This is a genomic window from Actinoplanes sp. OR16 (assembly GCF_004001265.1).
GTDB lineage: Bacteria > Actinomycetota > Actinomycetes > Mycobacteriales > Micromonosporaceae > Actinoplanes.
The window spans coordinates 7,159,184-7,182,669 of the sequence record NZ_AP019371.1 but is presented as its reverse complement, the minus strand read 5'-3'; the positions used below and the strand labels follow the sequence as shown (position 1 = coordinate 7,182,669).

At 72.5% G+C, this 23,486-nt stretch carries 16 protein-coding genes; 10 read left to right on the top strand and 6 right to left on the bottom strand.

Translation table 11 applies throughout. The features are described 5' to 3' along the window. Positions 1-141: 141 nt before the first annotated feature. Both EP757_RS33020 and EP757_RS33015 read left to right on the top strand, forming a co-directional pair. Positions 142-1,122: a zinc-dependent alcohol dehydrogenase family protein gene (locus EP757_RS33020; protein ID WP_127552321.1), complete on the top strand. Its 981-nt coding sequence runs from the start codon at positions 142-144 to the stop codon at positions 1,120-1,122. Next, positions 1,119-1,925, top strand: coding sequence for a GNAT family N-acetyltransferase (locus EP757_RS33015; RefSeq protein WP_127552320.1), 807 nt, complete (start codon positions 1,119-1,121; stop codon positions 1,923-1,925). The genes EP757_RS33020 and EP757_RS33015 overlap by 4 nt, the downstream gene beginning before the upstream one ends. On the opposite strand, the gene EP757_RS33010 is transcribed toward EP757_RS33015, so the two are convergent. After that, complete coding sequence (locus EP757_RS33010; RefSeq protein ID WP_127552319.1) at positions 1,852-4,623, bottom strand: AAA family ATPase; 2,772 nt, start codon at positions 4,621-4,623, stop codon at positions 1,852-1,854. The two genes, EP757_RS33015 and EP757_RS33010, sit on opposite strands and share 74 nt — an antisense overlap. A gap of 101 nt (positions 4,624-4,724) precedes the next feature. On the opposite strand from EP757_RS33010, the gene EP757_RS33005 reads away from it, so the two are divergent. Together EP757_RS33005 and EP757_RS33000 are read left to right on the top strand one after the other, a co-directional pair. Then, complete coding sequence (locus tag EP757_RS33005; protein ID WP_127552318.1) at positions 4,725-6,296, top strand: cyclic nucleotide-binding domain-containing thioredoxin-disulfide reductase; 1,572 nt, start codon at positions 4,725-4,727, stop codon at positions 6,294-6,296. A gap of 66 nt (positions 6,297-6,362) precedes the next feature. Next, positions 6,363-6,980, top strand: a complete 618-nt coding sequence (locus EP757_RS33000; protein ID WP_127552317.1) for a LuxR C-terminal-related transcriptional regulator — start codon at positions 6,363-6,365, stop codon at positions 6,978-6,980. Between the two features lie 19 nt (positions 6,981-6,999). Here the strand turns inward: EP757_RS33000 and EP757_RS32995 are convergent, their stop codons facing one another. Continuing rightward, a complete protein-coding gene (locus EP757_RS32995; protein ID WP_127552316.1) occupies positions 7,000-9,642 on the bottom strand; it encodes a LuxR family transcriptional regulator in 2,643 nt (880 codons plus the stop codon). Between the two features lie 87 nt (positions 9,643-9,729). Here EP757_RS32995 and EP757_RS32990 point away from each other — a divergent pair, with 87 nt between their 5' ends. Next, positions 9,730-12,405, top strand: a complete 2,676-nt coding sequence (locus tag EP757_RS32990) for a LuxR family transcriptional regulator (protein WP_127552315.1) — start codon at positions 9,730-9,732, stop codon at positions 12,403-12,405. Between the two features lie 21 nt (positions 12,406-12,426). Here the strand turns inward: EP757_RS32990 and EP757_RS32985 are convergent, their stop codons facing one another. Both EP757_RS32985 and EP757_RS32980 read right to left on the bottom strand, forming a co-directional pair. After that, positions 12,427-13,146 (bottom strand): hypothetical protein, encoded by a 720-nt coding sequence (locus EP757_RS32985; protein ID WP_127552314.1) that lies wholly within the window; start codon positions 13,144-13,146, stop codon positions 12,427-12,429. A gap of 12 nt (positions 13,147-13,158) precedes the next feature. Next, entirely contained in the window at positions 13,159-14,007 is an 849-nt protein-coding gene (locus EP757_RS32980; protein ID WP_127552313.1) for an alpha/beta fold hydrolase, read from the bottom strand. Positions 14,008-14,158: 151 nt separating this feature from the next. Between EP757_RS32980 and EP757_RS32975 the strand changes: the two genes are divergently transcribed. The 5 genes from EP757_RS32975 to EP757_RS32955 all read left to right on the top strand — a co-directional run bounded on the left by EP757_RS32975 (position 14,159) and on the right by EP757_RS32955 (position 21,321). Continuing rightward, on the top strand, positions 14,159-14,386 hold the full coding sequence (locus EP757_RS32975; protein ID WP_127552312.1) for a hypothetical protein: 228 nt from the start codon (positions 14,159-14,161) through the stop codon (positions 14,384-14,386). Between the two features lie 60 nt (positions 14,387-14,446). Then, positions 14,447-15,022 carry a pyridoxamine 5'-phosphate oxidase family protein gene (locus EP757_RS32970; protein ID WP_127552311.1) on the top strand — a complete coding sequence of 192 codons (576 nt, stop codon included), beginning with the start codon at positions 14,447-14,449 and terminating at the stop codon, positions 15,020-15,022. Between the two features lie 160 nt (positions 15,023-15,182). Next, a complete protein-coding gene (locus tag EP757_RS32965) occupies positions 15,183-16,346 on the top strand; it encodes a serine protease (protein ID WP_160165950.1) in 1,164 nt (387 codons plus the stop codon). A gap of 20 nt (positions 16,347-16,366) precedes the next feature. Then, entirely contained in the window at positions 16,367-18,247 is a 1,881-nt protein-coding gene (locus EP757_RS32960; RefSeq protein WP_160165949.1) for a serine protease, read from the top strand. Continuing rightward, positions 18,247-21,321 (top strand): ATP-binding protein, encoded by a 3,075-nt coding sequence (locus EP757_RS32955; RefSeq protein ID WP_127552308.1) that lies wholly within the window; start codon positions 18,247-18,249, stop codon positions 21,319-21,321. The genes EP757_RS32960 and EP757_RS32955 overlap by 1 nt, the downstream gene beginning before the upstream one ends. A gap of 86 nt (positions 21,322-21,407) precedes the next feature. Here EP757_RS32955 and EP757_RS32950 read toward each other — a convergent pair whose 3' ends face one another. Then, complete coding sequence (locus EP757_RS32950; protein WP_160165948.1) at positions 21,408-22,385, bottom strand: hypothetical protein; 978 nt, start codon at positions 22,383-22,385, stop codon at positions 21,408-21,410. Position 22,386: 1 nt separating this feature from the next. Then, on the bottom strand, positions 22,387-23,454 hold the full coding sequence (locus tag EP757_RS32945) for a protein phosphatase 2C domain-containing protein (RefSeq protein ID WP_127552306.1): 1,068 nt from the start codon (positions 23,452-23,454) through the stop codon (positions 22,387-22,389). Between the last annotated feature and the right edge of the window lie 32 nt (positions 23,455-23,486).

Below are 23,486 nucleotides of genomic sequence, written 5' to 3'. Positions count from 1 at the left end.
CCGGAATCGTGGCCACCGATCGGTCCCCGCCTCTCAGTAGAGTGACTGCCTGTTCCGCAGGGGAACCCGGGTCTGCCCGCGCGGACAGCACCGGGTGAGAAGCCGGGAATCCGGGGCCGCGGAGGCCTACCGTCGGCTGACATGAGATCGCTGCGACTGCACGAGTTCGGGACGCCCGGCAACCTTCAGCTCACCCACGTCGAACCCGGTCCGCTCGGCCCGGACGAGGTCCGGGTCGCCATCGAAGCCGCGCCGATCAACCCGTCCGACCTGATGACGCTCAGCGGCCGGTACGCCGTCCGCCCGCCGCTGCCCTCCCCGCTCGGCGGTGAGGGGGTCGGCACGGTCGTCGAGGCCGGCGCCGACGTCACCGCGGTGCGGACCGGCGACACCGTGCTGGTGCTGCCCAGCCCGCAGCCGGGGACCTGGCAGGACGAGGTGGTGGTGCCGCAGCGGTTCGTGGTGCGCGCCGACCCGGCCGCCGACCCGGTGCAGCTGGCCACCGCCGGCATCAACGCGGCGACCGCCTACCTGCTGCTCGGCTTCGGCGGCCCGCGTCAGCCCGGCGACTGGGTGGTGCAGACCGCGGCGAACTCCGGTCTCGGCGCGTTCGTGATCGCCCTGGCGAAGCGGGCCGGTCTGCGCACCCTCAACGTGGTCCGGCGCGCCGACGCGGCCGAGCGGGTGCTCGCGCTGGGCGGTGACGTCGCGGTAGTCAGCGACGACACCCTTCTCGACCGGGTACGCGACGCGCTGGGCAGCGAGCGCCCGAACCTGCTGCTCGACGGCGTCAGCGGCCCGGTGGTGAACGACCTGGCCGCCGTGCTGGCGCCGGGAGCGCACGTGGTGAACGTGTCGGCGCTCAGCGGGCAGCCGTTCGTGATCAGCCCACTGCACCTGATCTTCAAGAACCTGACCGTGCACGGGTTCTGGCTCAACAACTGGATCGCCACGGCCGATCGCGCCGAGATCGAGCGGGTCTACGCCGAGGTCACCACCCTGATCGCCGACGGTGTGCTGCGGACGGAGATCGCGGCCGAGTACACCCTCGACGACCATGCCCGGGCGATCGAACATGCCGGTGCTTCCGGGCGTACCGGGAAGGTGGTCTTCCGGAAGTGATCGGGCAGGCGGAGCTCACCGAGGCCGCGTTCATGCACGACTACGAGACCGGCATGCCGGAGTCCGCGCGCCAACGGCTGGGTGTCGTGGCCGCGCGGATCGGCGGGGGAGTGGCGCTGGCGATGCCGGGCGACCCGTCGTCCTACTGGAGCAAGGCGCTCGGATTCGGCGTGACCGAGCCGTTCACCCTGGCGGTGCTGGACGAGGTGATCGACTTCTATCGCACGCACCGGGTCCGGCAGGCGATCGTCCAGCTGGTCCCGTCGGTGCTGCCGGCCGGCTTCGCGACGCGCGGCCTGCAGCGCACCGGCACCTGGATCAAACTGGCCGGCGACCCGTCCCGGGTGGCCGCGGGCCACACCGGCCTGGACGTCCGCGCGGTGACCGGCGACGATGCCGTGACCTGGGCGGACGTGGTGCTCGACACCTTCGGCATGCCCCGCGGCGACCTCACCACGATGCTCGCCTCGACGGCCGGTCGCCCGCACTGGCGTCCGTTCGCCGCCTGGGACGGTCCGCAGATCGTGGCCGGTGGCAACGTCTACCTCGACGGCGAGCACGCCGGGCTGAACGCCGCCGCGACGAAACCGTCACACCGGGGCCGCGGCGCACAGTCGGCGCTCATCGCGGCCCGGGCACGCGCCGCCGCCGAGGCCGGATGCCGCCACCTCTACGCCGAGACCTGGAAACCGGATCCGGGTCAGCGCAATCCGTCGCTGGACAACCTGGTCAGGGCCGGGTTGACGCCTCGGTACGAGCGGGAGAACTGGGCAGTACGCCTCGCAGCTGATTCCGATTGCTGATCCCCAGCTTCGGGAACACCTTGTAGAGGTGCGTCGCGATCGTGCGATGCGACAGGTAGAGCTGGTCGGCGATCTCCTTGTTCGTCAGCCCGTCCGCGGCCAGCTCGATGATCCGCATCTCCTGGGGGGTGAGCTGGGCGAACACGGTCCCGGACGGGCGTGGCGCGGCGGGCGCCACCCCGGCGGCGCGCAGCTCGGCGGCGGCGCGCTCGGCCCACGGGTGCGCCCCCGCGCCCTCGAACACCCGCAGGGCCGCGCTGAGCTGCTCGCGGGCGTCGACGATGCGGCGGTGCCGGCGCAGCCATTCGCCGAACGCCAGCCGGGTACGGGCCAGCTCCAGTGTGCCCGGGTCACCGCCGGCGGTGGCCAGCGCCGCCTCGAAGTGCGCCTCCGCCTCCCGCCCCGGGGAGATCTGCGCCAGGCCGCGGCGCACGAGGTTGTCCAGATACGGGCTGGCGAACGCCTCGGCCTGCCGCGCCGCCCGCTCCAGCAGCGGCGCCACCTGCTCGGCACGGCCGGTGCGCACCGCCGCCTCGGTCAGATCCGCCAGCGACCACAGCCCGGTGGTGTCGCTGGCCTGCGCCACCAGCAGCGACTCCCACGCCTGCTCCAGCCGGTGCTCGTTGAGCGCGATCAGCCCGGCCGACCAGTGCGAGCGGGATTTGAGGAAGGTGATGTCCAGGGCGGCGGCGAGCTCGTCACCGCGGTGCAGCGCGTCCAGCGCGCGGGCGTTGTCGCCGCGCCACGCGTACGCCCGGGCCGCCGCGATCGCCGCGTCGGCGGCCGTCACCCGCAGGCCCAGGTCGTCGCTGAGCCGCAACGCCATCTCGGCGTCGGCGAGACCCTCCGCGAGCTGACCGAGCGCGATCCGGATCAGCGCCCGCTCCCGCAGCGCCCAGGCCTCGTCACCGGTCGCCCCGGCACGGTGGAAGTGGTCGACGCCGAGGTTCCAGCAGTCCAGCGCCGCCGGGAAGTCGTGCAGCGCCTCGACCATCAGCCCCACCCCGATGATCATCTGGGATCGGCTGGGGCGGCCGGTGTCGTCGTACACGTAAGCGCGCAGCGCCCGCATCAGGTCCGGCATCTGCCGCCGGGCCCGCACGGCGTGCTCGGCCGGGTGGAGCAGCACCCGGCCCACCAGCTGATGCAGCCCGCCGCCGGTTCCGGCCGCCGCGTCGATCGCCTGCTCCAGCCGCCGGCGTACCGGATCCGGCAGCCCGTCGATGGCGTGCGCGGTCGCCGCCGTGGTCAGCACCCGCAGGCGTTCCTGGCGGTTCTCCGTGCCGTCCGGACCGGCCAGCCGGGCCACCAGGTCGAGCAGTTCCTCGGTGCGGTGGCCCGGAACGGCGGCGCTGGCGCCCAGCGCGACCTCGGTGAGCGCCAGATGAGCGAGCACACCCGGGTCGTCCGCCAGCGGCCACGCCTCGCGGACCAGTTCCGCGCTGTCCGCGATCTCTCCGGCCTGCCGGGCGATCTCCGCGGCCGACGACAACCGGCGCGCACGGTCGGCGACCTGCGACGACAGGGCGGCCGCCCGGCGCAGCGCGGCGACCGCCTCGGTCTGCGCGCTGCGGTCCCGGGCCCGGCCGGCGGTCTCCTCCAGGGCGGCCGCCACCGTGTCGTCGTAGTCCGGGGTCGCGGCGGCCGCATGCCAGGCGGCCCGGTCCGGGTCGGTGGCCGCGTCGGCGAGCAGCCGATGCGCGCAGGTCCGCTCGGCGAACGACGCCGCGTTGTAGACCGCCGAGCGCACCAGCGGATGCCGCAGCACCATCCGGTCACCGCTCACGGCGGCGAGCCGCGCCCGTTCGATCGGGGCGAAGTCGTCGAGGGTCAGACCGGCGCCGGTCGCGGCGGTCATCAGCTGCCGCAGCGACGACTCCGGCGCCGCCGCGATCAGCAGCAGCATCTCCCGGCTGCGCTCGGGCAGGCCGGACGCGCCGTCGAGGAAGGCCTGCTCCAGCCGGCGGGTCATCGGCAGCCAGCGTTCCCCGGCCGGCTGCCGGCGGCTCAGCGCCCGCGGCAGCTCGGTCAGCGCCAGCGGGTTGCCGACCGCCTCGGAGAGGATCAGCTTGCGGGTGGTCGCGTCGAGATCCGGCTGGCGCGCCCGGAGCAGCAGCTCGGCGGCGTCGCCGGGGAGCGCGCCGAGCGGCAGCTGCGGCAGCGCGCCGAACAGGTCGGAGGCGGCGCGGACCGTCACGATCATCAGCACCGGTGCTTGCGACAGCCGCCGCGCGACGAAGGCGAGGGTCTGTGCGGTGGACGCGTCGAGCCATTGGGCGTCTTCGACGACGAGGAGAGTGCGCTCCTCGGAGGCGTACTCCTCGATCAGTCCCAACGCGGCCAAACCGGTCATCAGCCTGCTCGGCGCCGGACCGTCGGCCTGGCCGAGCGCCACTTCGAGGGCCTGCCGCTGCCGCGCCGGCAATGCCGGCAGCCGATCGAGGATCGGGTGGAACAGCTCGTGCAGTCCGGCGAACCCGGACGTGGTCTCGCTCGCCACGCCGGTGCAGCGCAACTCGCGGAAGCCCTGCTCGGCGGCGATCGCGGCGACCGCGTCGACGAGGGTGCTCTTGCCGATGCCGGCCTCGCCCTCCACGACGACGGCCGTGCCGCCGGTCTCCACCGAGGCGATGAGCTCCCGGAAGTGGTCCAGCTCGGGGTCACGCCCGACGAGAGAGGGGATCATCGGGGCCGGCACGGACCGAGCTTAGCGGCGTCGCGGGCAACCGCCGCTGCCCGTGTGACGGTGGAAACGCCCAGGTGGTGACGGACGCCACGGAACGCTGCCACCGTGGGCGGGTGAACCGTACGTCATTCCCCGAGATCGAGGACCTCCCCACCGCCGCGACCGCTCGCCTGGACGCCGAGCAACTGACAAGAGCTTCCGCGTACGGGACCCGGCGTGCCGTCACCGCCGGGACCCGGCTCTCCGAGATCGGTGAGGCGAACTGCGACCTGATCCTCTGCGAGACCGCCTCCCTGTGGGACGGGCTGTCCGCGTACGGGCCCGGTGGCTTCGCCGGCGAGCTGAGCCTGCTCACCGGCCAGACCCGCAACCAGGCCGTCACCGTCGTCGAGTCGGGCACCGTCGTGGAGATCAGCCAGGGTGCGTTCCGGCGGCTCATGGCCCAGCAGACCGACCTCGGTGACCTGTTCCTGCGCGCCTTCCTGGCCCGCCGCCGGCTGCTGCGCCTCGGCGCCGAGCAGACCACCACGATCGTCGGCGACCCCCGCTCCGGCGACGGGCTCGCGCTGCGGGTCTTCCTGTCCCGGCAGGGCCTGCCACACCTCTGGCTGGACGCCGGGTCCGACCAGGGCCGTGACGCGCTCGACCAGGCATCGCTGACCGCGGGCGACCTCCCGGTGGCGATCACCCCGGGCGGCGTGATGCGGCGGGTCAACCCGGGCGTGCTCAGCGAGCACCTCGGCCTCACCTATCGCAGCATCGGCCGCGGCGTCGTCGACCTCGCCGTCGTCGGGGCCGGACCGGCCGGACTGGCGGCGGCCGTCTACGGCGCCTCGGAAGGGCTCAGCACCCTGCTGCTCGACGCGGTCGCCACCGGTGGACAGGCTGCCACCAGCGCGCGGATCGAGAACTACCTCGGCTTCCCGTTCGGGCTCAGCGGCCTCGACCTGACCACCCGGGCGGCGGTGCAGGCCCTCAAGTTCGGCGCCGAGATCGCGACGCCGTGCGGCGTCAGCGGGCTGCGCTCGGAGGACGGCCGGCACGTCCTCACCCTCGGCGACGGGACGGAGATCCCGGCGCGAGCGGTGATCATCGCCAGCGGGGCGGCGTACCGGTCGCTCCCGATCGATCGCTGGGAGCACTTCGTCGGCAACGGGATCTACCACGCGGCGACCGACCTGGAGGCCCAGGGTGTGGCCGGTGAGCCGGTCGTGGTGCTCGGCGGCGCCAACTCGGCCGGGCAGGCGTCGCTGCACCTGGCTCGCTACGCCAGTCACGTGACGCTGGTCGTCCGGGGCGGCGACCTGTCGTCGAAGATGTCCTCCTACCTCGTCGACCGCATCCTCGCCGACCCGCGGATCACGGTACTCACCGGCACCGAGATCACCTCGTTGCACGGCGGCGATCACCTCGAAGCGCTGACCCTGACCGGCCGGGACCAGCCGCTGCAGTGCCGGGGCCTGTTCAGCTTCATCGGCGCCGTCGCCGCGACCGGCTGGCTCGACGGCCCCGAGCTGGACAAGGACGGCTTCGTCATCACCGACGAACAGTTCCGGACCAGCGTGCCCGGCGTGTTCGCGGCCGGCGACGTACGGCACGGCTCGCTCAAACGGGTGGCCGCCGCCGTCGGCGAGGGATCGTCCGCCGTCCGGGCCGTCCATCGAGTACTCGCCGAGTCCCAGTGATTTGACTTATGCCTTCCGGTCGCGTGCGGGGCACTGTTGCCGCAGTAAGCCGTGAAGGAGAAAGTCATGACGCTCGACGTGGCGGTGCACGCTACCGATCCGCTCACCCTCGCCGGTCTCGGCGTGCTGCTGGCCGACCGGCCCGAGCTGCGGGTCCTCGCCCACGACGAGATGGGCGGCGACGTCCTGGTCCTCGCCGCCGACCGGCTGGACGCCCGGGTCGTCCCGGCGCTGCGCCGCTCCGCCGCCGCCACCCGCCGGCCGGTCGTGCTGGTGCTCGACGAGCCGACCGCGTCCGACCTGATGCTGGCCGTCGAGTGCCGCGTCCACTCGATGCTGCCGCGCGCCGCGGTGACCGCCGACCGGCTGACCAGGGCGGTCACCGCGGTAGCCGCCGGCGACGGTGTCCTGGCGCCGCCGCTCGTCGGCGACCTGCTCGAACACCTGCGAAACCTCAAGTCACAGGTCCTCGACGAGGCGGGGCTGAACGCGGCCGGCCTCACCCCGCGTGAGATCGCCGTGATCCGGCTGATGGCGGACGGCCTGGAGACGACCGAGATAGCGGCGAAGCTGTCCTATTCGGAACGCACCGTGAAAGGCGTCATCCACGCCATCACCCGGCGGCTGGGCCTGCGAAACCGTTCCCACATCATCGCCCACGCCATGCGCTACGGGGTCATCTGACCACCGGGCAGCACCCACCTCAGGCGGTCATCTGGAGCAGCTGGGCTCGGGTTCGCACCCCCAGCTTCGGGAATGCCTTGTAGAGGTGTGTCGCCACCGTGCGCGGCGACAGGTACAGCTGGTCGGCGATCTCCTTGTTGGTGAGCCCGGTCGCGGCCAGCTCCACGATCCGCAACTCCTGCGGGGTGAGCCGCATCCGATCGGCCGGAGCAGCGGCGACCGGTGCCGTCCCGGTAGCGAGCAGCTCCCGCGAGGCCCGCGAAGCCAGGTGCTGGGCCTCCACCCGCCGGAACACGGCGAGGGCGGCTTCGAGGGGTTCCCGAGCCTGCACGATCCGGCGCTGCCGCCGCAACCATTCGGCGTAGGCGAGCTGCGTGCGCGCCAGTTCGAGCGCATTACCGGCCGACACCGCGGCGTCCATCGACTGCACGTAGTGCGACTCCCGGCCGTCGAGCAGCGCCCGAGCGCGATGCACGGCCGCCCACAGATGGTCCGACTCGAACACCGCTGCCTGCCGTTCGGCGTCGGCCACGAGTTCTGACGCTTCCGCGATGTGCCCGCTGCGCACGCCCGCCTCGGCGACGTCGGCGATCGCCCACAGGCCGGTCGCCGGGTGGGAGGCCACTTCGGCGAGTTCCCGCCACGCCTGGGCGTGCCGCCCCTCGGCCGCGGCCAGCAGCCCGGCGGCCCAGTGGATGCGCGAGGTGATGAGCGGATACGGCTTGTTCTCGTTGAACCGGATGCTGTCCGCGATCCGCCGGGAAGCCGACGCCGTCTCGCCGCGCAGCGCGTACCCGAGACCGGCGATCGCCGCGGCCTGCCCGGCGATCCGGACCAGGCCGTTGGCGTCGGCGAGCAGCAGGGCCTGTTCGGCGTCGGCGAGTCCGGCGGTGAGGTCGCCGCGCAGCATCCGGTTGAGGCCGCGCCCCTGCAGGCCGAACGACTCGTCGGCGAGGGTGCCGGCCGCGTGGTGGAACCGCTGGAAGTGTTCCCAGCATTCACCGGCGACGTCGAGGTCCTGCAGCGCCTCGGCCCCGCAGACGAAGATGGACAGGCTGCGGCTGGTGCCCATCGACCGTTCCCGGCCGCCGTCGAAGGCGGTCTCCAGGGCTTGGGCCAGCAGCGCGCGCAGCCGGGGCCGGACGGCCGGGGCCTGGCCGACCGGGTCGGTCATGGACAGGCCGATGTGCCGCTGCCAGGGTCCTTCGCCGACGAGGTCGATGACCGCCCGATTCAGCCGGCCCATGGTGGCCGGGTCGGAGCCCAGTGCCCAGGCCCGGCCGATGGCCGTGTTCAGGGCGCGGATCCGCGACACGTGGTCGTCGCGCATCCGGGTCGCCAGGCCGATGACCTGGTCGGCTCCGCGGACCGGGGTGCCGTACTCGATGCCGAGCAGCAGTTCGGTGGAGGCCAGGTTCGCGGTGTCGGCCGGGCTCACGGCCAGCGGCATGGCCTGATGCAGCAGCGATTGGCAGAGCACCGACAGGCCGGCCTGCCGGGCCAGTTCGGCGGCGAGGGCGAGCCGGTGCGCGCGGCCGTCCGGGGCCGGGGACAGCGCGGCGGCCTTGCGCAGCGCGTCCACGGCTTCGCGCAGCGCGCCCCGGCCCTGGGCGATCCCGGCCGCGGCGGTCAGTTCGGCGGCCACGTCCTCGTCGAGCCCGAGGGTGGCGGACGCGCGATGCCAGGCGGCCCGGACCGGGTCGGTGACGACGCCGGCGAGGTAGCGGTGGGCGGCGGCGCGTTCGGACAGCGACGCGGCGCCGTAGACGGCCGAGCGCACCAGCGGATGCGTGAACTCGAACCGCCCGCCGACGACGCGGATCAGCCGGTCCAGGTCGGCCAGGTCGCTGCCGGCCAGGTCGGCGACGGTGCCACCGGCGGCGGCGATGAGCAACAGCCGGCGACTGGCGGCGGGAAGCCCGGTCAGGTCGCTGAGGAAGGCCTGCTCGATGCGGCGGCTGACCGGCAGCAGCGCCGGCGCCGTCATGGCGTCCAGGCGCCCGGCCTCCGCGGCGAACTCCCGCAGCGCCAGGGGATTGCCGGCCGCCTCGGCGAGAACCTGCTCGCTCAGCGCCTCGGGCAGGTCCGGCGCGACGGCCGTGAGCAGCGCGGACGCCTCCTCCGGGCTCAGCGCGTCGAGGGGCAGCCGCCGTACGCGGGTGCCCGGGAAGACCGGGATCCCGGTGCGGGCCGCGGCGAGGACCGCGATCGGCGCGGTGTGCTGCCGGGAGGCCACGAACTCCAGGGCGGCGAGGCTGGACGGGTCGAGCCACTGCGCGTCGTCGGCCACCACCAGCACCGGGGTGTCGCCGGCAGCCTCCTCCAGCAGCGCCAGGGTGGCCAGGTGGACGAGCATCGGGTCGGACGCCGAGCCGTCGGCGAGGCCGAGAGCGACCAGCAGTGCCTCCCGCTGACGGCCCGGCAGGCCGTCCACCAGGGGCATCAGCGGCGGCAGCAGCTCCTGGAGCCCGGAGTACCCGAACACCGCGACGTTCTCGATCCCGGTGCAGCGCAGGATCCGTACCCCTCGGTCCTGTGCCTGCCGGATCGCTGCCGCGACCACCGTGGTCTTGCCGATGCCCGCGCTGCCCTCCAGGACCACGCTGGCCGATGCCGTGAGCGCGGCCGTCAACGCCCGCAACTCAGCCCTTCTTCCGATCATGAGAACGAGCCTAGGTACGGGAGGAGCTTCGTCCTTCAGTCACGTGACTGATACACGTTCGCCGGTCACCTCAGCAGGGTTGACGTCATGAGCGGGGAAAGTGTGGTCACGTTCGTCGGCGACGGCGGCTCGGGCAAGACGACGGAACTCGACCGCATCGCCGGTCGGGCCCGCGACCGGGGACGACTGGTGCTGCGCTGCGCGGGTCTGCGCAGTGAGCAGGCAGAACCCGGCGCCGGCCTGCACGAGCTGCTGCACGAGGTGCTCGACCACGCGTCCGCGCTGCCGGCGTCGTTGCGCGCGGCGCTGCTCGGCCAATTCGGGCTGGGCCCGGCCGTCCTCCCGCGTCCGCCTCTGGGCCTGGCCACGCTGCGCCTGCTCGAACATCTCGCCCGCGAGCGGCCGGTCACGATCCTGGCCGACGACGCGCAGTGGCTCGACGACCTGACCGCCGAGGTCCTGGACTTCGTGCTGCGGCGCCTGCGCGACGTCCCGGTGCGCTTCGCCGCCGCTTCGCGCCGCCTCATGCCGTGGCCGGGCGCCGTCGTGCGTCTTCACCCCCTCCCGGTACGCGAGGCAGCCGCCGCCCTGGAGATCCGCGCGCCATCCCTGTCCTCGGCGACCCGCCGCCGCATCGTCGAGACGGCGCAGGGCAACCCGCTCGCCCTCACCGAGCTCGCCGACGCCGTGACGGCCCGTGGCGACGACGGCGACCCCCTGCCGATCTCGCCCCGGCTGCGCGCCAGCCTGCTCGCCGAGACCGCCGACCTCCCGCGCCCCACCTGGCGCCTGCTCGTGCTGCTGGCCTGCGCCGAGCACCAGCCCCTCGCCGAGCTGCTGGCCGCCGCGGGCCGGGCCGGTTCCACGCCGGAGGACCTCGATCCGGCCGAGCGCGCCGGCATCGTCACGGTCACCGGCGATCGGGTGCGGTTCCGGCAACCTCTGGTCCGCGCGGCGCTCCAGGCCGCGGCCACCTGGTCGGAACGGGCCGTGGCCCATGCCGCACTCGCCGCCACCACCGTGGATCCCGGGTGGCGCGCCTGGCACCGGACGGCGCTGACCACCGGCGCCGACGAGACCGCCGCCGCCGAGCTGGAGGCGGCCGCCGCGCACGCGTCCGGTGACGGCACCACGCGGCACGCCATCCGATTCCTGCGCCGCGCCGCCGCCCTGTCCGGCACCCCGGACCAGCGCGCCCGCCGGCTCGCCGGCACCGCCGAACTGGCCCGGCAGGCCGGCCGCAACACCGAGGCGTGGCGGCTGATCCGCGAGGTCGTCGCGATGTCGCCGCCGCGGGCCGTGCTCGCGCAGGCCGAACTCACCCGGTCGATCCTGGTGCTGACCGACGGCCTGGGCGGGCGGACCGCCGCCGCCACGATCGGGGCGACGTTGCGGGCCGCCACCGACCCCTCCTCCCCGTACGAGCGGGAGGCCGCCGCCCGGATGCTGATCGCCGCCGGGTCGATGGCGTGGACCCACGACGTCTCCCCGGACGTGCGGGCCGAGCTGCTGCGCAGCGTCGACTGCGCGCTCTCGTCGATGGAGGCGTCCGGGCCGGGCACGGGGCTGGTGATCGAGGTGCTGGCGATGAGCCGCTGCTGGGCCGACCCGCTCGGCGGCGCCGCGGACGCCCGGCGGCGGCTGCCCGAGGTGATCGCCGCGCTCCGGGACCGGGTGCTGGCCGACGACCCCGACCTGCGCCGGCCCACCCGGCACTTCCTGATCGCGGCGGCCCGGACCGCCGAGACGCTGCACGACCCGGTGACCGCGGCCGAGGCGTGGGAGCTGCTCACCGACGCCATGCCACCGGCCGCGACCGCCACCACCGACGAGGTGCGCCGGCTGGCCGAGCAGCCGCTGAGTCTCGTGATCGGCGGCCGCCTGGAGGACGCCGCCGGGCGCGCACGGCAGGCCGGTGAGCTGGCCGAACGCCTGGATCTGCCGGTGCTCGGCGCGCTGGCGGCCGCGACCCGCCGCCTCGCCCTGGCCTGGACGTCGGCGGATCCGGTGCCGCCCACCGCGGATCAGGAGCAGTCGGCGCTGGTCACCGCCGTCGCGGCGTGGGCGGAGGGCGTTGCCGCGCTGCGCGATCGCCGCTACGCCGACGCGTGGGCCCGGCTGCGCGGCACCCGCACCCATCGGGTCGTGGCCTGGAACGCCGTGGCCGATCTGGTCGAGGCCGCCGCCGGCAGCGGCGACGAGGACCGGCTCACCATCGCCCGGACCCTGCTCGCCGAGGTCGAGCACGGCGCCGGCGTCCTGGGCTCCGACCACCTGGGCGCGCTGACCGCCCGCAGCCGTGCCCTGCTCGACGACGACCGCGCCGAACCGCACTTCGAGGACTCCATCGCCGCTGCCCGCCGCGCCGCCATCCCGCTCGAACTCGGCCGGACCCTGCTCGCGTACGGGACGTGGCTGCGCCGCCGGGGACGGGTCCGCCAGGCGCGCGAATACCTCGACGAGGCGCGGTTCTTCTTCGACCGGGCCGGCGCGCACCCGTGGGCCGGCCGGGCCGGGGCCGAGCTGCGCGCCGCCGGGGTGACGGCCGGGACCCGGACGGCCACCGTGGATCCGGCCGAGGTGCTGACCGCGCAGGAGTTGCGGATCGCGCAGCTGGCGGCCCAGGGGATGTCGAACAAGCAGATCGCCGCCGTGATGTCCCGATCGAGCAGGACCATCGGGTCGTACCTCTATCAGATCTATCCGAAGCTGGCGATCAGCAGCCGCTCCCAGCTCCGGGCCGTGCTCGGGGACCCGGCCTGAGCCAGGCCCCCGGGTGGTGCGTCAGCCGACCGTGACGTCCTTGAGGTCGATGGACACGATCAGCGGGTCCTCGACCTTCCGATTGTCCTGGTCGGTGCTGTAGATCTTCCGGCTGGTCGCCACGACCAGGCCGTCCACGGTGGCGAAGTCGAGGGCGTACTGCGCGCTCGGCGCCCGGCCCGCGATGTCCACCGTGTAGTCACGCCTCCGGATCAGGCCGTCGGTGTCGACGTAGAGGACCTGGCGGGGCGTGTGCGTGGCGATCGCCGCCGGGTAGGTGACCGCCAGCCGCCGGAACTTCCTGCCGTCCTCCACCCAGTCGCCGATCTCCTCGGTCTCGACGCCGGGCAGCAGCAGCGAGGCCGGCTCGGTGGTGTACGTCCACATCGCGTACCCGGAGAAGTAGGCCAGCTGCAGCCGCGTCCACGGCGTCGTCAGCTCGTGCCCGGCGAAGGAGGCGCGCGGGTCGAGCAACTCCTCGACCACCTCGCCGTCACCGGTCTCGACGGCGACCCGTTCCGGGGTGAAGTTCGTGTAGTGGCCGTCCGCGAAGAACGGTTCCTGGCGGGTGTGCTCGCGGTGCAGGTCGACGGTCACCTGGACGTCGTTCAGAGCGCCCGGGTGTCCCTTCATCGCCCACAGCACGCCCCCGAAGAACTGGCGGGCGCTGATCTGCTGGGCTTCCTGCCACGCGCGCTTCCCGCCGTACGAGGAAAGAATCTCGTCGAGCAACTTAACCATGATCTCGTCCTCTCAGGCCAGGAATGCGGTGATGTCCGCGGCCGCCTCGGCCGGGTACTGGAACAGCGACGCGTGCGCGGCGTCCGGATAGATGCGGATCTGTGCATCCGGGATCAGGCCGGCCATCGTGTGGCTGCCCTTCGTCGGAATCATCAGGTCGTCGTCGCCCTGCAGGATCAGCGTGGGCGCGGTGATCCCGGTCAGCCGCTGCAGCGCCGCATGGTCCGGGATGCCCCACTCGACGATCGCGTCATACTGCGCGTCACGGACCGCCACCGTCGTCGGCTCGTCCCGGTTCTCGGCACGCGCGAAGATCCGCCCGAGGAACTGCTTGCCCAGCGCCTGGCTGGTCTCGGTGTGCGCGAAGAAGATGTACAGCAGATCCTCGGCGTCGTTGACCCGGGCCCGCGCGTGCGACGCGATGTCGGCCCGCCACCCGTGCATGCCCGGCGCGCCCTTCGGACCGGTGCCGGCCAGCACCAGCCTGCGAATGAGCCCCGGCCTGATCAGCGCGATCTCCTGCGCGACGAAACCGCCGAGCGAGAAGCCGAGCAGATCCACGCTCTCCAGGCCGAGCGCCTCGGTGAACGCGATGATGTGGCGGGCGCTCTCGGTCACCGACGTGGCCGGCGTGCCGGTGGAGGCACCCACCCCGGCGTAGTCGACGAGGATGACCTCACGCTGGGCGGCGAGCGCGTCGGTCAGCGCCGGATCCCAGTTGTCGAGGTTGCCGCGGAAGTGCTGCAGCAGCACGAGCGGCACGTCACCGCTCGCGTCCTTGCCGAACCTGCGGTAGGCGTACGAGTTGCCACCGGCCTCGGCGAACCGGGTGGGCGCCGTCTGATGAGTGATGTCTGGCATGCACCCAGTTCAGCCCGCGTTCCGCGGATCGCCGACCCGCACCGGCCGGCCATGGCTGAAAGGGCCACGGCGCTCGCCCTTTTTAACCAGTGGAGTCAGGCGGCGGCACATTGTTACCGTCGCGGGTGACTCAGCAGAACGGTGACCGACATTGATTGATGACGAATCCGTCCGCCGGCTCCTCGACGTCAGGTACGTCCGGTGGCGTCCCACCCGCCCGGCCCTCCCGCGCCCCGAGTCCAACCCGCCGTGGTACGCCCGAGGCCGCCACCGGCGCCGCCGCGACGCCTGGTCGGGCCTCGGGCCGCCGGCCGGCCGGATCCGGGTCCGCGGCCGGCATCCGATCCGGGCGCTCGACGCTCACCGCCGCGGCCGCTGACGCCCGCTCCTTGAGAAAGCCGGTGGAACCGGTTGCGGCGCGTCCGGCAGGATCGACGCCATGAAGGTTCATGAACGTATCGACGGCCGCCTGCGCGACTTCATCGAAGCCCAGCCGATGTTCTTCGTCGCGACCGCGCCGTCCGGGCCGGACGGTCACGTCAACGTCTCGCCCAAGGGCATGGGCGGGACGTTCGTGGTCCTCGGCGACCACCGCGTCGCCTACCTGGACTATCACGGCAGTGGCGCCGAGACGATCGCGCACCTGACCGAGAACGGCCGCATCACCCTCATGTTCTGCGCGTTCCAGGGCCCGCCGAACATCGTCCGCCTGCACGGCCGGGGCGTCGCGGTTCCGGTCACTTCCTCCTCGTACGCCGACCTGCTCGCCCTCTTCCCCTCCCCACCGGACACCCACGGCGTCCGCTCGGTCATCGACGTGACCGTCGACCGCGTCAGTGACTCCTGCGGCTACGCCGTGCCCCTGATGTCCTACGAGGGCGACCGCGACCTGCTGATCCGCTCGCACAGCCGCCGCACCGAGGAGGACCTGGCCGACTACCGCCGCGTCAAGAACGCCCACAGCATCGACGGCCACCCCGTCTTCGCCGAACCGGTGGCGCCGCAGGCAGGCTGAACCGGCTGCCCTCCGGCTTCCGGCCACCGACTCGGACGGACGGTCGTGCACGTTGCGCCCGCTGAACGGTCAGCATCCCGTCCTGTGCGCCATCTGGCGTTGACGCCTGTTCCACGTGCGGCAACGCTCGATCAGCGTCGAGATGGGACGGAGATCACGGATGGCGGATGCGCAGACATACCTGGGCCTGCTCGCGGAGGGGAGCTCGGGCGGTCCACTGGAGTCGGCGGGCGACAACCGGGATCGAGCAGTCCGTGCCGAACTGGTCGACCGTCTCGAGGCCGAGATCGATTACATGGAACGCCTCACCCAGCGCCGAGCCGACCCCGCCGCGCGCGCCGAGCTGCTCGACCAGGCCGGCGAGGCGCTGGCCAGACTGCTCTCCGACGGAGTCGGCGCCGACCTCACCGCCCGTGAGGTGGAAGGCCTCGAGGCGGTGATCGTCGCGGACGGCTCGCGGCCCGCGCTGTTCGTGAACGACGACTACATCGATCTGACGGCGCCCTCCATCGGCAGCTTCATGGCGCCGCTGGCCCGGCTGGAACCGGCGGTGCGGAGAGTCTGCCGAGGAGTCGGCCGGGTCGACGATCCCGCGGCGCCGCTCGGATACCAGGGAACCGCGTGGGCTGTCGCGGACGGCATCGTGGTGACCAACTACCACGTCCTCACCGCGATCGCGCCGAGCGGTGTGCGTACCGGCTCACGGTTCGACGGCCGCCTGGCGCCCGGCGCCGCGGTGCACTTCGGGCAGGAGATCAACGGAGGGGGTGCCGACCGGCGGTTCCCGATCCGCCGGGTGATCAGTGTGGGGCGTGACGGCGGGGCCGGGTGGGCCGGCCGGGCCGGGATGGATCTCAACTTCGACGGGCTCGATCTCGCCGTGCTGGAATTGGAGCCGGTCGCGGGCCGCGCCTTTCCCGAGCCGATCCCGGTCGCCCGCGGTGACGACCCGCGCACCCGCGGGGCGCTGTCCAGCAAGGGACGGTACGTCTACCTGGTGGGCTATCCGGGCGGCCGCGGTGTGCACGCCCCGGATGTCTTCGACAAGCTCTTCGACGGCATCAGCTCCGTGAAACGCCTGGCGCCGGGCCGCATCATGCAGGCGCCGGGCACCGTCGAGCACGATCCGCAGGGGTGGGTGTTCACCCACGACGCCTCCACGCTCGGTGGCAACTCGGGCTCGGTGGTGGTGGACCTGGAGAGCGATGGGCAGAGCGCGCTCGGGCTGCACTTCGCCGGGTCGCCGGGGCGCCGCAACTGGGCACACGCGACCGAGAAGATCACTGGCGTGTTGGAGGCGGTGCTGCCGGCGGCAGTGCGATGACCGATCCGTACGAGGCCTTCATGAGAGAGGTGATCCCGGACTGGCCGAAGATCGACGAGATCTGGGACCGGGTGTCCGAGGCTTGTGACGGGCGCTTCGACCGGAGGATCTGCCGGACCAACGAGGGGTTTCTCCGATCGGCACTGGGGCTCGCCGTCAGCTGGAGATTCATCGACGACTTCGTCTTCGCGCTCTACCTGGCCCGCTTGCTGAAGGTCTCGCCCGGCGAGGCTGTCCAGTTCATCACCAGCGCGGGCGGGACGGTCGGGCCCGCGCTGGAATCCGCGGTCGAGGCCTCCCGGACCGTGGAAGACCCGTTCGTCTTCATCGAGCGGCTGAAACAGTCCTGCGACTACGTCTGCCGCATCGACATCGACGGGGAGCCGGCCGGTACCGGCGTCTACCTGCGTGAGGGCGTCGTGGCGACCGCGGCGCACGTGATCGAGAGGCTGCTCGCGAAGAGTGAGACCGGTGCGCTGCTGCTGGGCGACGAGGGTGAGCTGGTCGCCGGGGCCGGGTCCGCTGACCGGCTGCGGCTGACGTTCGACTACGCGCTCGTGCCGGGCGCCGACGGTGTCCCGCAGCAGCGCCTCGGGTTCAGCGTGCTGCCCCATGAGGATTGGTTGCTGTGGGGGAGTTCACCGGTCTTCCCGGGCGTGAACACCGACCAGGGTGACGTCCGGGACACCACGACGATCCGGTTTCCTCACGGCCCCTGGGACATCGCACTGATCCGGCCGGCCCAGCCGCTGTTCCACATCCACCGCTATCCGGAGCTGGTGAGGCATCTGCAGGAGCAGCCGTTCCCGATCTGGGTGCTCCACCACATCGGCGGACCGCAGGCCGCGGGGCAACCGCTCGGGCTCTCCCAGGGCAGCATCGACGAGCAGCTCGGCCGGCCCGACGTCGTCCGGCTTCTGCACGACGCCACGACCGAGAAGGGTGCCTCCGGAGCGCCCCTCTTCGACCGGCAGTGGCACATCGTGGGGATCCACGAGCGCGGTCCGGGGAATCCCCAGGCGACCGGGTCGGCGGCGAAGCAGGTCAAGGGGCCCCGGCGCAATCGGGCGGTACCGGTCACCTGCTGGCGGGCGAAGCTCGATCGGCCTCGGCCGCGGCAGGTTCCGTACCTCGAGGAGATCGACGAGGCCGATACGCTGGCCGGCGGCGTGGAGCGGGTGTTCGGCCGTACCGAGACACAGCGCCGGATCTGGCAGGCGCTGCAGCCGGCCGCGGAGAAGGCCGCACACCAGCGTCTGCTGGTGGTCCGTGGCGAGCCGGGCAGTGGTCACCGCTTCACCCGCCGCCTGACGATGGAGTACGTACGGCAGGCGCGTCAGCCGATCGTCCGCCTCGACCTCGGGAACCTGCTCGGCGCCACGGCCGGCTCCTTCGTCGAACGGCTGCTGGGCACCCTGTCCCAGGACGCGCCGCAGGTGGTGCCGACCGCGCTGACCACGGGCCTGCGCGACTCGCACGAGTTGCTTCCCGGCCTGGTGCAGGGTTTGAAGGACGCCACCCGGCGCCACCCGCTCTGGCTGGTGCTGGAGGGTTTCGCCGGCGCCCTCCTCGACGTGCCCGACGAGGTCAGCGAGATGATCGTCGGGGTCATCAAGGAGCTGCGGTCCATCCCCCGCCTGCGATTGGTGCTGATCGGCTGGCCGGCGGCCCTGCCGGCGGGATTTCATACCTCGATCGAGGATTTGACAGTGCCGACCGAGGACGAGGCCATCGACCTGTTGATGCCGCCCGGCTACGATACGGATAGTGAGCACGTAGTTGCAGTACGGCAGATATATCGGAGTGTCCTCGAGTCTGAACTCAGCGGCTATCCCGCCATCCGGCGGGCTCAGGAGCTCATCGACGAGCACGAGCGCCGGCTTCGCGAAGGAGGCGCTTGATGACCGATTCCACCGAACTCCCGGCGCTCGACGATGCCTTGGACCTCGTCGCACAGGCATGGGCGCGGCAACCGAGGCGCGAGCCCATCATCGCCCGCCGACGTCCGGGCCTGGTCGCGCTCAACGCCGCGGTCGTAGCCCGGGTCCGATGCCGGGCAGCGCTCTCCGGCCCGGTTCTGCCCGAACACCTGGTGCAGGACATCACCGACGACGGGGCCCGGCGTGCGCTCGCCATGCTCCGTCCGGAGTTCGACTGCAGCCTGGTCGGCCATGAGTGGACGTGGACGCTGCGCACCGACGTGCGGGAGGGCATCCTCTACGGACTGCTCGTCGACGGCCTGGACCGGGCGCTCGCCGATGTGGCCCACATACCCACCGATCATGCCGGCGAACTGCTGCGCGAGCTGTGCGCCGGGGATGAGCTGCCGTCGGCGACCGTGCCCGAGGTCGCCGTACAAGCACTGGCCTGGGCGTCGCCGCTCGGCCGGCGCCAGGGCGACCTGGCCGAGGCCAGACGGCTGGCCCGCATCCATGGCCTGGTCGAGAGCTACCAGGTCCTGCTGGATCGGGGTCTCGTCGGCAGGGAGACCGAGATGGCCCGGCTGGTGGCCTTCCGGGACGCGCCGGTCGGCGACGGCGAGCACCTGCCCCTGCTGGCTGTCACCGGTGTCGGCGGCGTCGGGAAGTCCACGCTGATCGCCTGGTTCGTCCAGCCACTCCTGGAGAGCCTGCGGACGCCTCCCGACGACGGCTCCCTGCCGGTGCTCATCGATTTCGACAGGCTCCAATTCCGGCTGGACGCCGAGTTGGAACTCTCCTTCGAGGTCAGCCGGCAGCTGGGTATGGCACACCGGGAGGCCGGCGCCGACTTCTCCGCCCTGCGCCATCAGGCCCGCGAGGACCGCCGGACCGCCGGGAGCGACAGTTACTCCCCGCAAGCCCTCGCCGAGCAGGACAACCGCGAGGCGCAACGATTCGAGCGGGATGCCGCGGTCATCGTCCGGATGCACCGGCTCGACCGCCGGCCGGTGATCCTGATCCTCGACACCTTCGAGGAGTGGCAGCGCGACCGGCGAGACCCCGTGACCAGCTCGGACTCCCGCGCCGAACCCGAGGTACGCCTGGTCGAGTGGCTCGGCCGGCTGCGGACGGTGATGGGCCTGACCGGGCTGCGGGTGGTGGTGTCGGGCCGGGCCGACGCCGACCTGCTGCCCTCGGTTGCGGACGTCGACGAGCTTCCGCTCGGTGAACTGGCGCCGGATGAGGCCGCCCGGCTGCTGCGCCTGCAAGGTGTGGCGGAGGGCGACGCCGAGCGGCTGGCAGAGGTCGTGGGCAGCGGGAATCCGCTGAGGCTACGCGTGACGGCCAACCTCTTCGCGCGTCTCGATCCCGAAGCCCGCGAGGCGTTCCTCCGGGAGTTCCCGGAGGGCCTCGCCGACGAGTTACGCAACGCCGTCCTCTTCAACCGCTACCTCAAGCACATCGCGGACCCGCTGGCACGGAAACTCGCGCATCCGGGATTGGTGCTGCGCCGGATCACCTCCGCTGTCGTCCAGCACGTCCTGGCGCCCCTGCTGGAGCTGGGCGAGATGGACGACGAGGCAGCGGACGCCCTGGTCGATCGGCTCGCCGCGGAGGTGTGGCTGGTCAAGCGGACCCCGGACGGGCTGCTGCACCAGCCGGACATCCGCCGCGAGATGCTGCGGCTCATGCTCGGCGACCCCGAGCACGAACGGACGATCCGGCGGATCCACGGTGCCGCCATGAGGTGGTACCGCTCCTCCGGCAGCGATCTGCCACCCGAGGCGGCCGAGGTGGAGGCGCTCTATCACGAGCTGATGCTCGGACCGTCCGTCGGCCGTCTCGCCGAGCTCGGGAACGATGACACCGCTCATCGGCGACTCGTCGCCCTCGGCGAGTCGGTGGTGGATTTCAGTGGGCCGGTGCTGGCACAGGTGCGGCTCCTGCGGAACGAGAGCATCACGCGGGCCGAGGCGATGCCCCTGCCGGCGACGCTGTGGGAGTGGTGGCTCCGGGACCACGGGCAGGATCTGGTCGACCGTGATCGGGCACCGGAAGCGCTTCTGCTGTTCGAGCAACGGCCGACCCGCAGGGAACCGGAGTGGTTGGCGCAGGCGTGCTGCGACAGCGCCCGCTGGTCCGCGTACGACCGGCTCGTCAGCGACCTGGGTTCCCGGCAGTGGGCCGGCCGGCATGCGGTGGTCAACGCGATCGTCAGCGACACCGGCACCGCCCGGGACTGCTTGAACTGGGTCAGCCGGAACATCGAGCACCTGGAAGTCCGGGCCGGGGACCCCGATCAGCTGATCGACCAGCTCTTCTTCACGTTGTTGCTCGGCGTGCAACTCGGGCGGGGATGGCCGCACGAGGAGGTCGCCCAGCGCGTGCTGGTCGGCCGGGCCCGCGACACGCTCGCGAACCGGCTGGACTTCCCGGTCGACCAGTTCCGGCGGGTGCTGTGCTGGGCCGCCGCCGGCGCGCCCGGCGCCCGGATGCGGGTGAGCCGACTGGCCGACGTGTTCCGGCCGGACGAGGCGTGGCAGCGGGAGATCTGCCGGTTGGCCCGCGTCGACTACGTGCGACCGCCGATGGAGGGCATGACAGCCGGTGAGATCCTCGACGAGGCGGCCCGGTCGTTCGCGCGGCGCGCCGGCACCTTGACCCTCGACCGCAGCACACTTCTCCAGCCCCACGTCCTGCCGCTCTTCCGCGGCGACAACCCCGAGCTTCGTCCCGCCGTGCGGCTGGGACTGCGGTCCATTCCCGGTGACGCCGCGTTGACCGATCTCGCCGGCATCGCGGCGAGCCTCCTGACCGTGGTGCCGATCGACCTGGATCCCGCGCGTATCCCGTCGTCCGCGATGCCCGGCGCCGAAAGCCGGCTCCGTCTTCTGGTCGAGTTCGTCGACCGGGCCGGGCAACTCTCGCCGTTCCTGACCGCGGTGTTCCGCCGCTGGCCCGACCTGCCCCTCATCCGAGAGGTCCACCGCGCGGTCAACCGCTGGGAGGCCGTGCACCTGAGCCTTCTGGAGTCGCTGGCTCGGCGCTCCTAGCTGCGAACGGCCGGAACCGTCGACGTCGGCGGCGGTCAGGGCCGGCCGGCGGTCAGGGCCGGCCGGTGGTCAAGGTCGGCCGGCGCTCAGGGCTGGCCCGGCGGGAACGGCCGCAGCTGGATGATCTCCCGCTCTCCCCGGTTGTCCATCTCGGCCATCGGCAGCAAGGGAACCGGGACACGCGGCACGGGCGGGGTCAGCGCGATGCTGGCACGACCGCTGAGCGCTCGGGCCCACTCGTCCGCGTCCGGCCGGGAACCGCGGGGGCCGCCGGCACGGTCGAAGCTCTTGCGGACCATGTCCGCGATCGGATCCTCGATCTCGGGCAGCAACCGCAGCGGGTGCCCCGGCCGGATGTACGCGTCCCGGCTGAGCACCCGTCCCACGAGTAACGCCAGCTTGTAGCGGTCGGAATCCAGGTCGGAGCCGGACGGCGGACCGTGCGGGTCGTCCCAGTCGGGCGTGCTGGCCTGCGGGAGCACCGATGCCGAGTTCTCGAAGCGGGCCGAGTCACAGTCGAGCACGAACAACCGAGGGGGATCACCGGGAGCCCACAGGATGTTGCGCATCGAGATGTCGCCCAGGACGACGGTGTGCCGGTGCAGGACGCGCAGCAGGTCGACGAATGTGCGTACCAGCTCGATCCGGTCTTCGGCGTCGAGTGGCTCGATGTCACCCCACAATGGCTTCGGCTCGAACAGCAGGTACTGCAGTTCCCGCAGCTGACTCTTGCCGCTGGCGGTGCGCGCCACGAACGGTGCCGGCACCCGCCGCATCAGGAAGCCGACGGCCTGTTGCTTGGCAGTGACGATCTCGGCGGGCCAGGCGGCGCACTCCTGCAGGGCGCGCTGATCGGAGGGACGTAACCGGAGCGGGAAGCCGACGAGGCCCTCCAGCGCAGCGGTGTTCACGCTCGGCAGGAAGTAGCGTTTGAACACCTGATCCGGCCGATCCGCGAGGGCCCACACCTCGCCCTGTCCACCCTTGTCCAGTAAGTCGCCCAGGTTCAGCGCGGACTGCTTGACGCGCGGCGTCGCTCCGGGCACGCCGTCAGCCCCCGGCACCTCAGCCGATCCAGACGCATACGGCCGTGCGGTCGTCGCCGAACGACTGAGCACGGAAACTCATCTGCCAGAAGAAGGCCGGCAGCGACGGCGGTCCGCCCTGCCACCACTTGACGAGCTGATCGCTGACGCTGGAGTTGGCCATGGGATTGCCGAGGCCGTCCGTGCAGAGGACCAGTACGTCGCCCGGCCCCAGATCGGCCACCATCACCACCGGCTCGGCGCCCCGTGAGGGCAGCGCCTCGGTCGCAGCACCGGCGAGCTCGCCGGCGGCGCTCTGGCCGAAGATCTGCTCGAACTGACCGTCACGCAGCATGAACGCGGGACTGTCTCCGACCGCGAGCAGGACCGCCCTATGGTGCCCGCCACCGGTGTCCGGTCCGATGAGCGCCGCCACCAGAGTGGTGGACAGCGCCCGGGCGGGGACCTGCCGCTGGGCCGCCTCGTGCTCCAGACGCTGGGAGACGTGGGCCGTCACCTCTGCGCACCGCTTGCGGAGGCCGCTCTCCGCGGTGGGGTCGAGCAGCTTCTCGGCGTACGGCGTGATCTCCTGCCGCAGGAACCGGGTGACCGCCGCCGATCCCAGGTGCGACTTGGGCTGGCTTCCCACGCCGTCCGCCACGCACACCAGCAGCGCGGTGGCGTTCTTGCCGGCGACCAGCGGGCCGATGGCGAACGCGTCCTGCCGTGGGTCGGCGTAGTAGCGGTGTTCGTCGCCGCGCAGCGACGCGGCCCGCACGGTCAGGCCCTCCAGGTCACCGCCGTCGATCACCGAGTCCGGCGGCGCGTCGGGTTCGGCCGTGAATGCGCCCGGCCGGGATGCCAGCCGGGGCTTGCCGACCAGCACCATCGGCTCGCCGAGCTCCGCCGGCCCGGGTGGAGGCTCCTCCGCCTGGATACGGACGGGGATCTGCTCGCGGGCGGCAGCCCGCGTCGTTCCCGCAGGATCCGCGGTGATGGGCACGACCTGCTCGTGAGGCTGAGGCCGGTCGTCTTCACGGCGCTCGTGGTCTGCCGGGCCGTCCGCGGTGCCGGTGACCAGGGCCTCCCGGCGTGGTTCGTCAGACATCTTCGTTCCCCATCCGAGCAAGTCCAAGACGC

Excerpts from the sequence above, each read along its gene's own strand:
- EP757_RS33020 (WP_127552321.1), top strand. The coding sequence starts at position 142 with ATGAGATCGCTGCGACTGCACGAGTTCGGGACGCCCGGCAACCTTCAG.
- EP757_RS33000 (WP_127552317.1), top strand. The coding sequence starts at position 6,363 with ATGACGCTCGACGTGGCGGTGCACGCTACCGATCCGCTCACCCTCGCC.
- EP757_RS32995 (WP_127552316.1), bottom strand. The coding sequence starts at position 9,642 with ATGATCGGAAGAAGGGCTGAGTTGCGGGCGTTGACGGCCGCGCTCACG.
- EP757_RS32990 (WP_127552315.1), top strand. The coding sequence starts at position 9,730 with ATGAGCGGGGAAAGTGTGGTCACGTTCGTCGGCGACGGCGGCTCGGGC.
- EP757_RS32985 (WP_127552314.1), bottom strand. The coding sequence starts at position 13,146 with ATGGTTAAGTTGCTCGACGAGATTCTTTCCTCGTACGGCGGGAAGCGC.
- EP757_RS32980 (WP_127552313.1), bottom strand. The coding sequence starts at position 14,007 with ATGCCAGACATCACTCATCAGACGGCGCCCACCCGGTTCGCCGAGGCC.
- EP757_RS32970 (WP_127552311.1), top strand. The coding sequence starts at position 14,447 with ATGAAGGTTCATGAACGTATCGACGGCCGCCTGCGCGACTTCATCGAA.
- EP757_RS32965 (WP_160165950.1), top strand. The coding sequence starts at position 15,183 with ATGGCGGATGCGCAGACATACCTGGGCCTGCTCGCGGAGGGGAGCTCG.
- EP757_RS32960 (WP_160165949.1), top strand. The coding sequence starts at position 16,367 with ATGAGAGAGGTGATCCCGGACTGGCCGAAGATCGACGAGATCTGGGAC.
- EP757_RS32955 (WP_127552308.1), top strand. The coding sequence starts at position 18,247 with ATGACCGATTCCACCGAACTCCCGGCGCTCGACGATGCCTTGGACCTC.
- EP757_RS32945 (WP_127552306.1), bottom strand. The coding sequence starts at position 23,454 with ATGTCTGACGAACCACGCCGGGAGGCCCTGGTCACCGGCACCGCGGAC.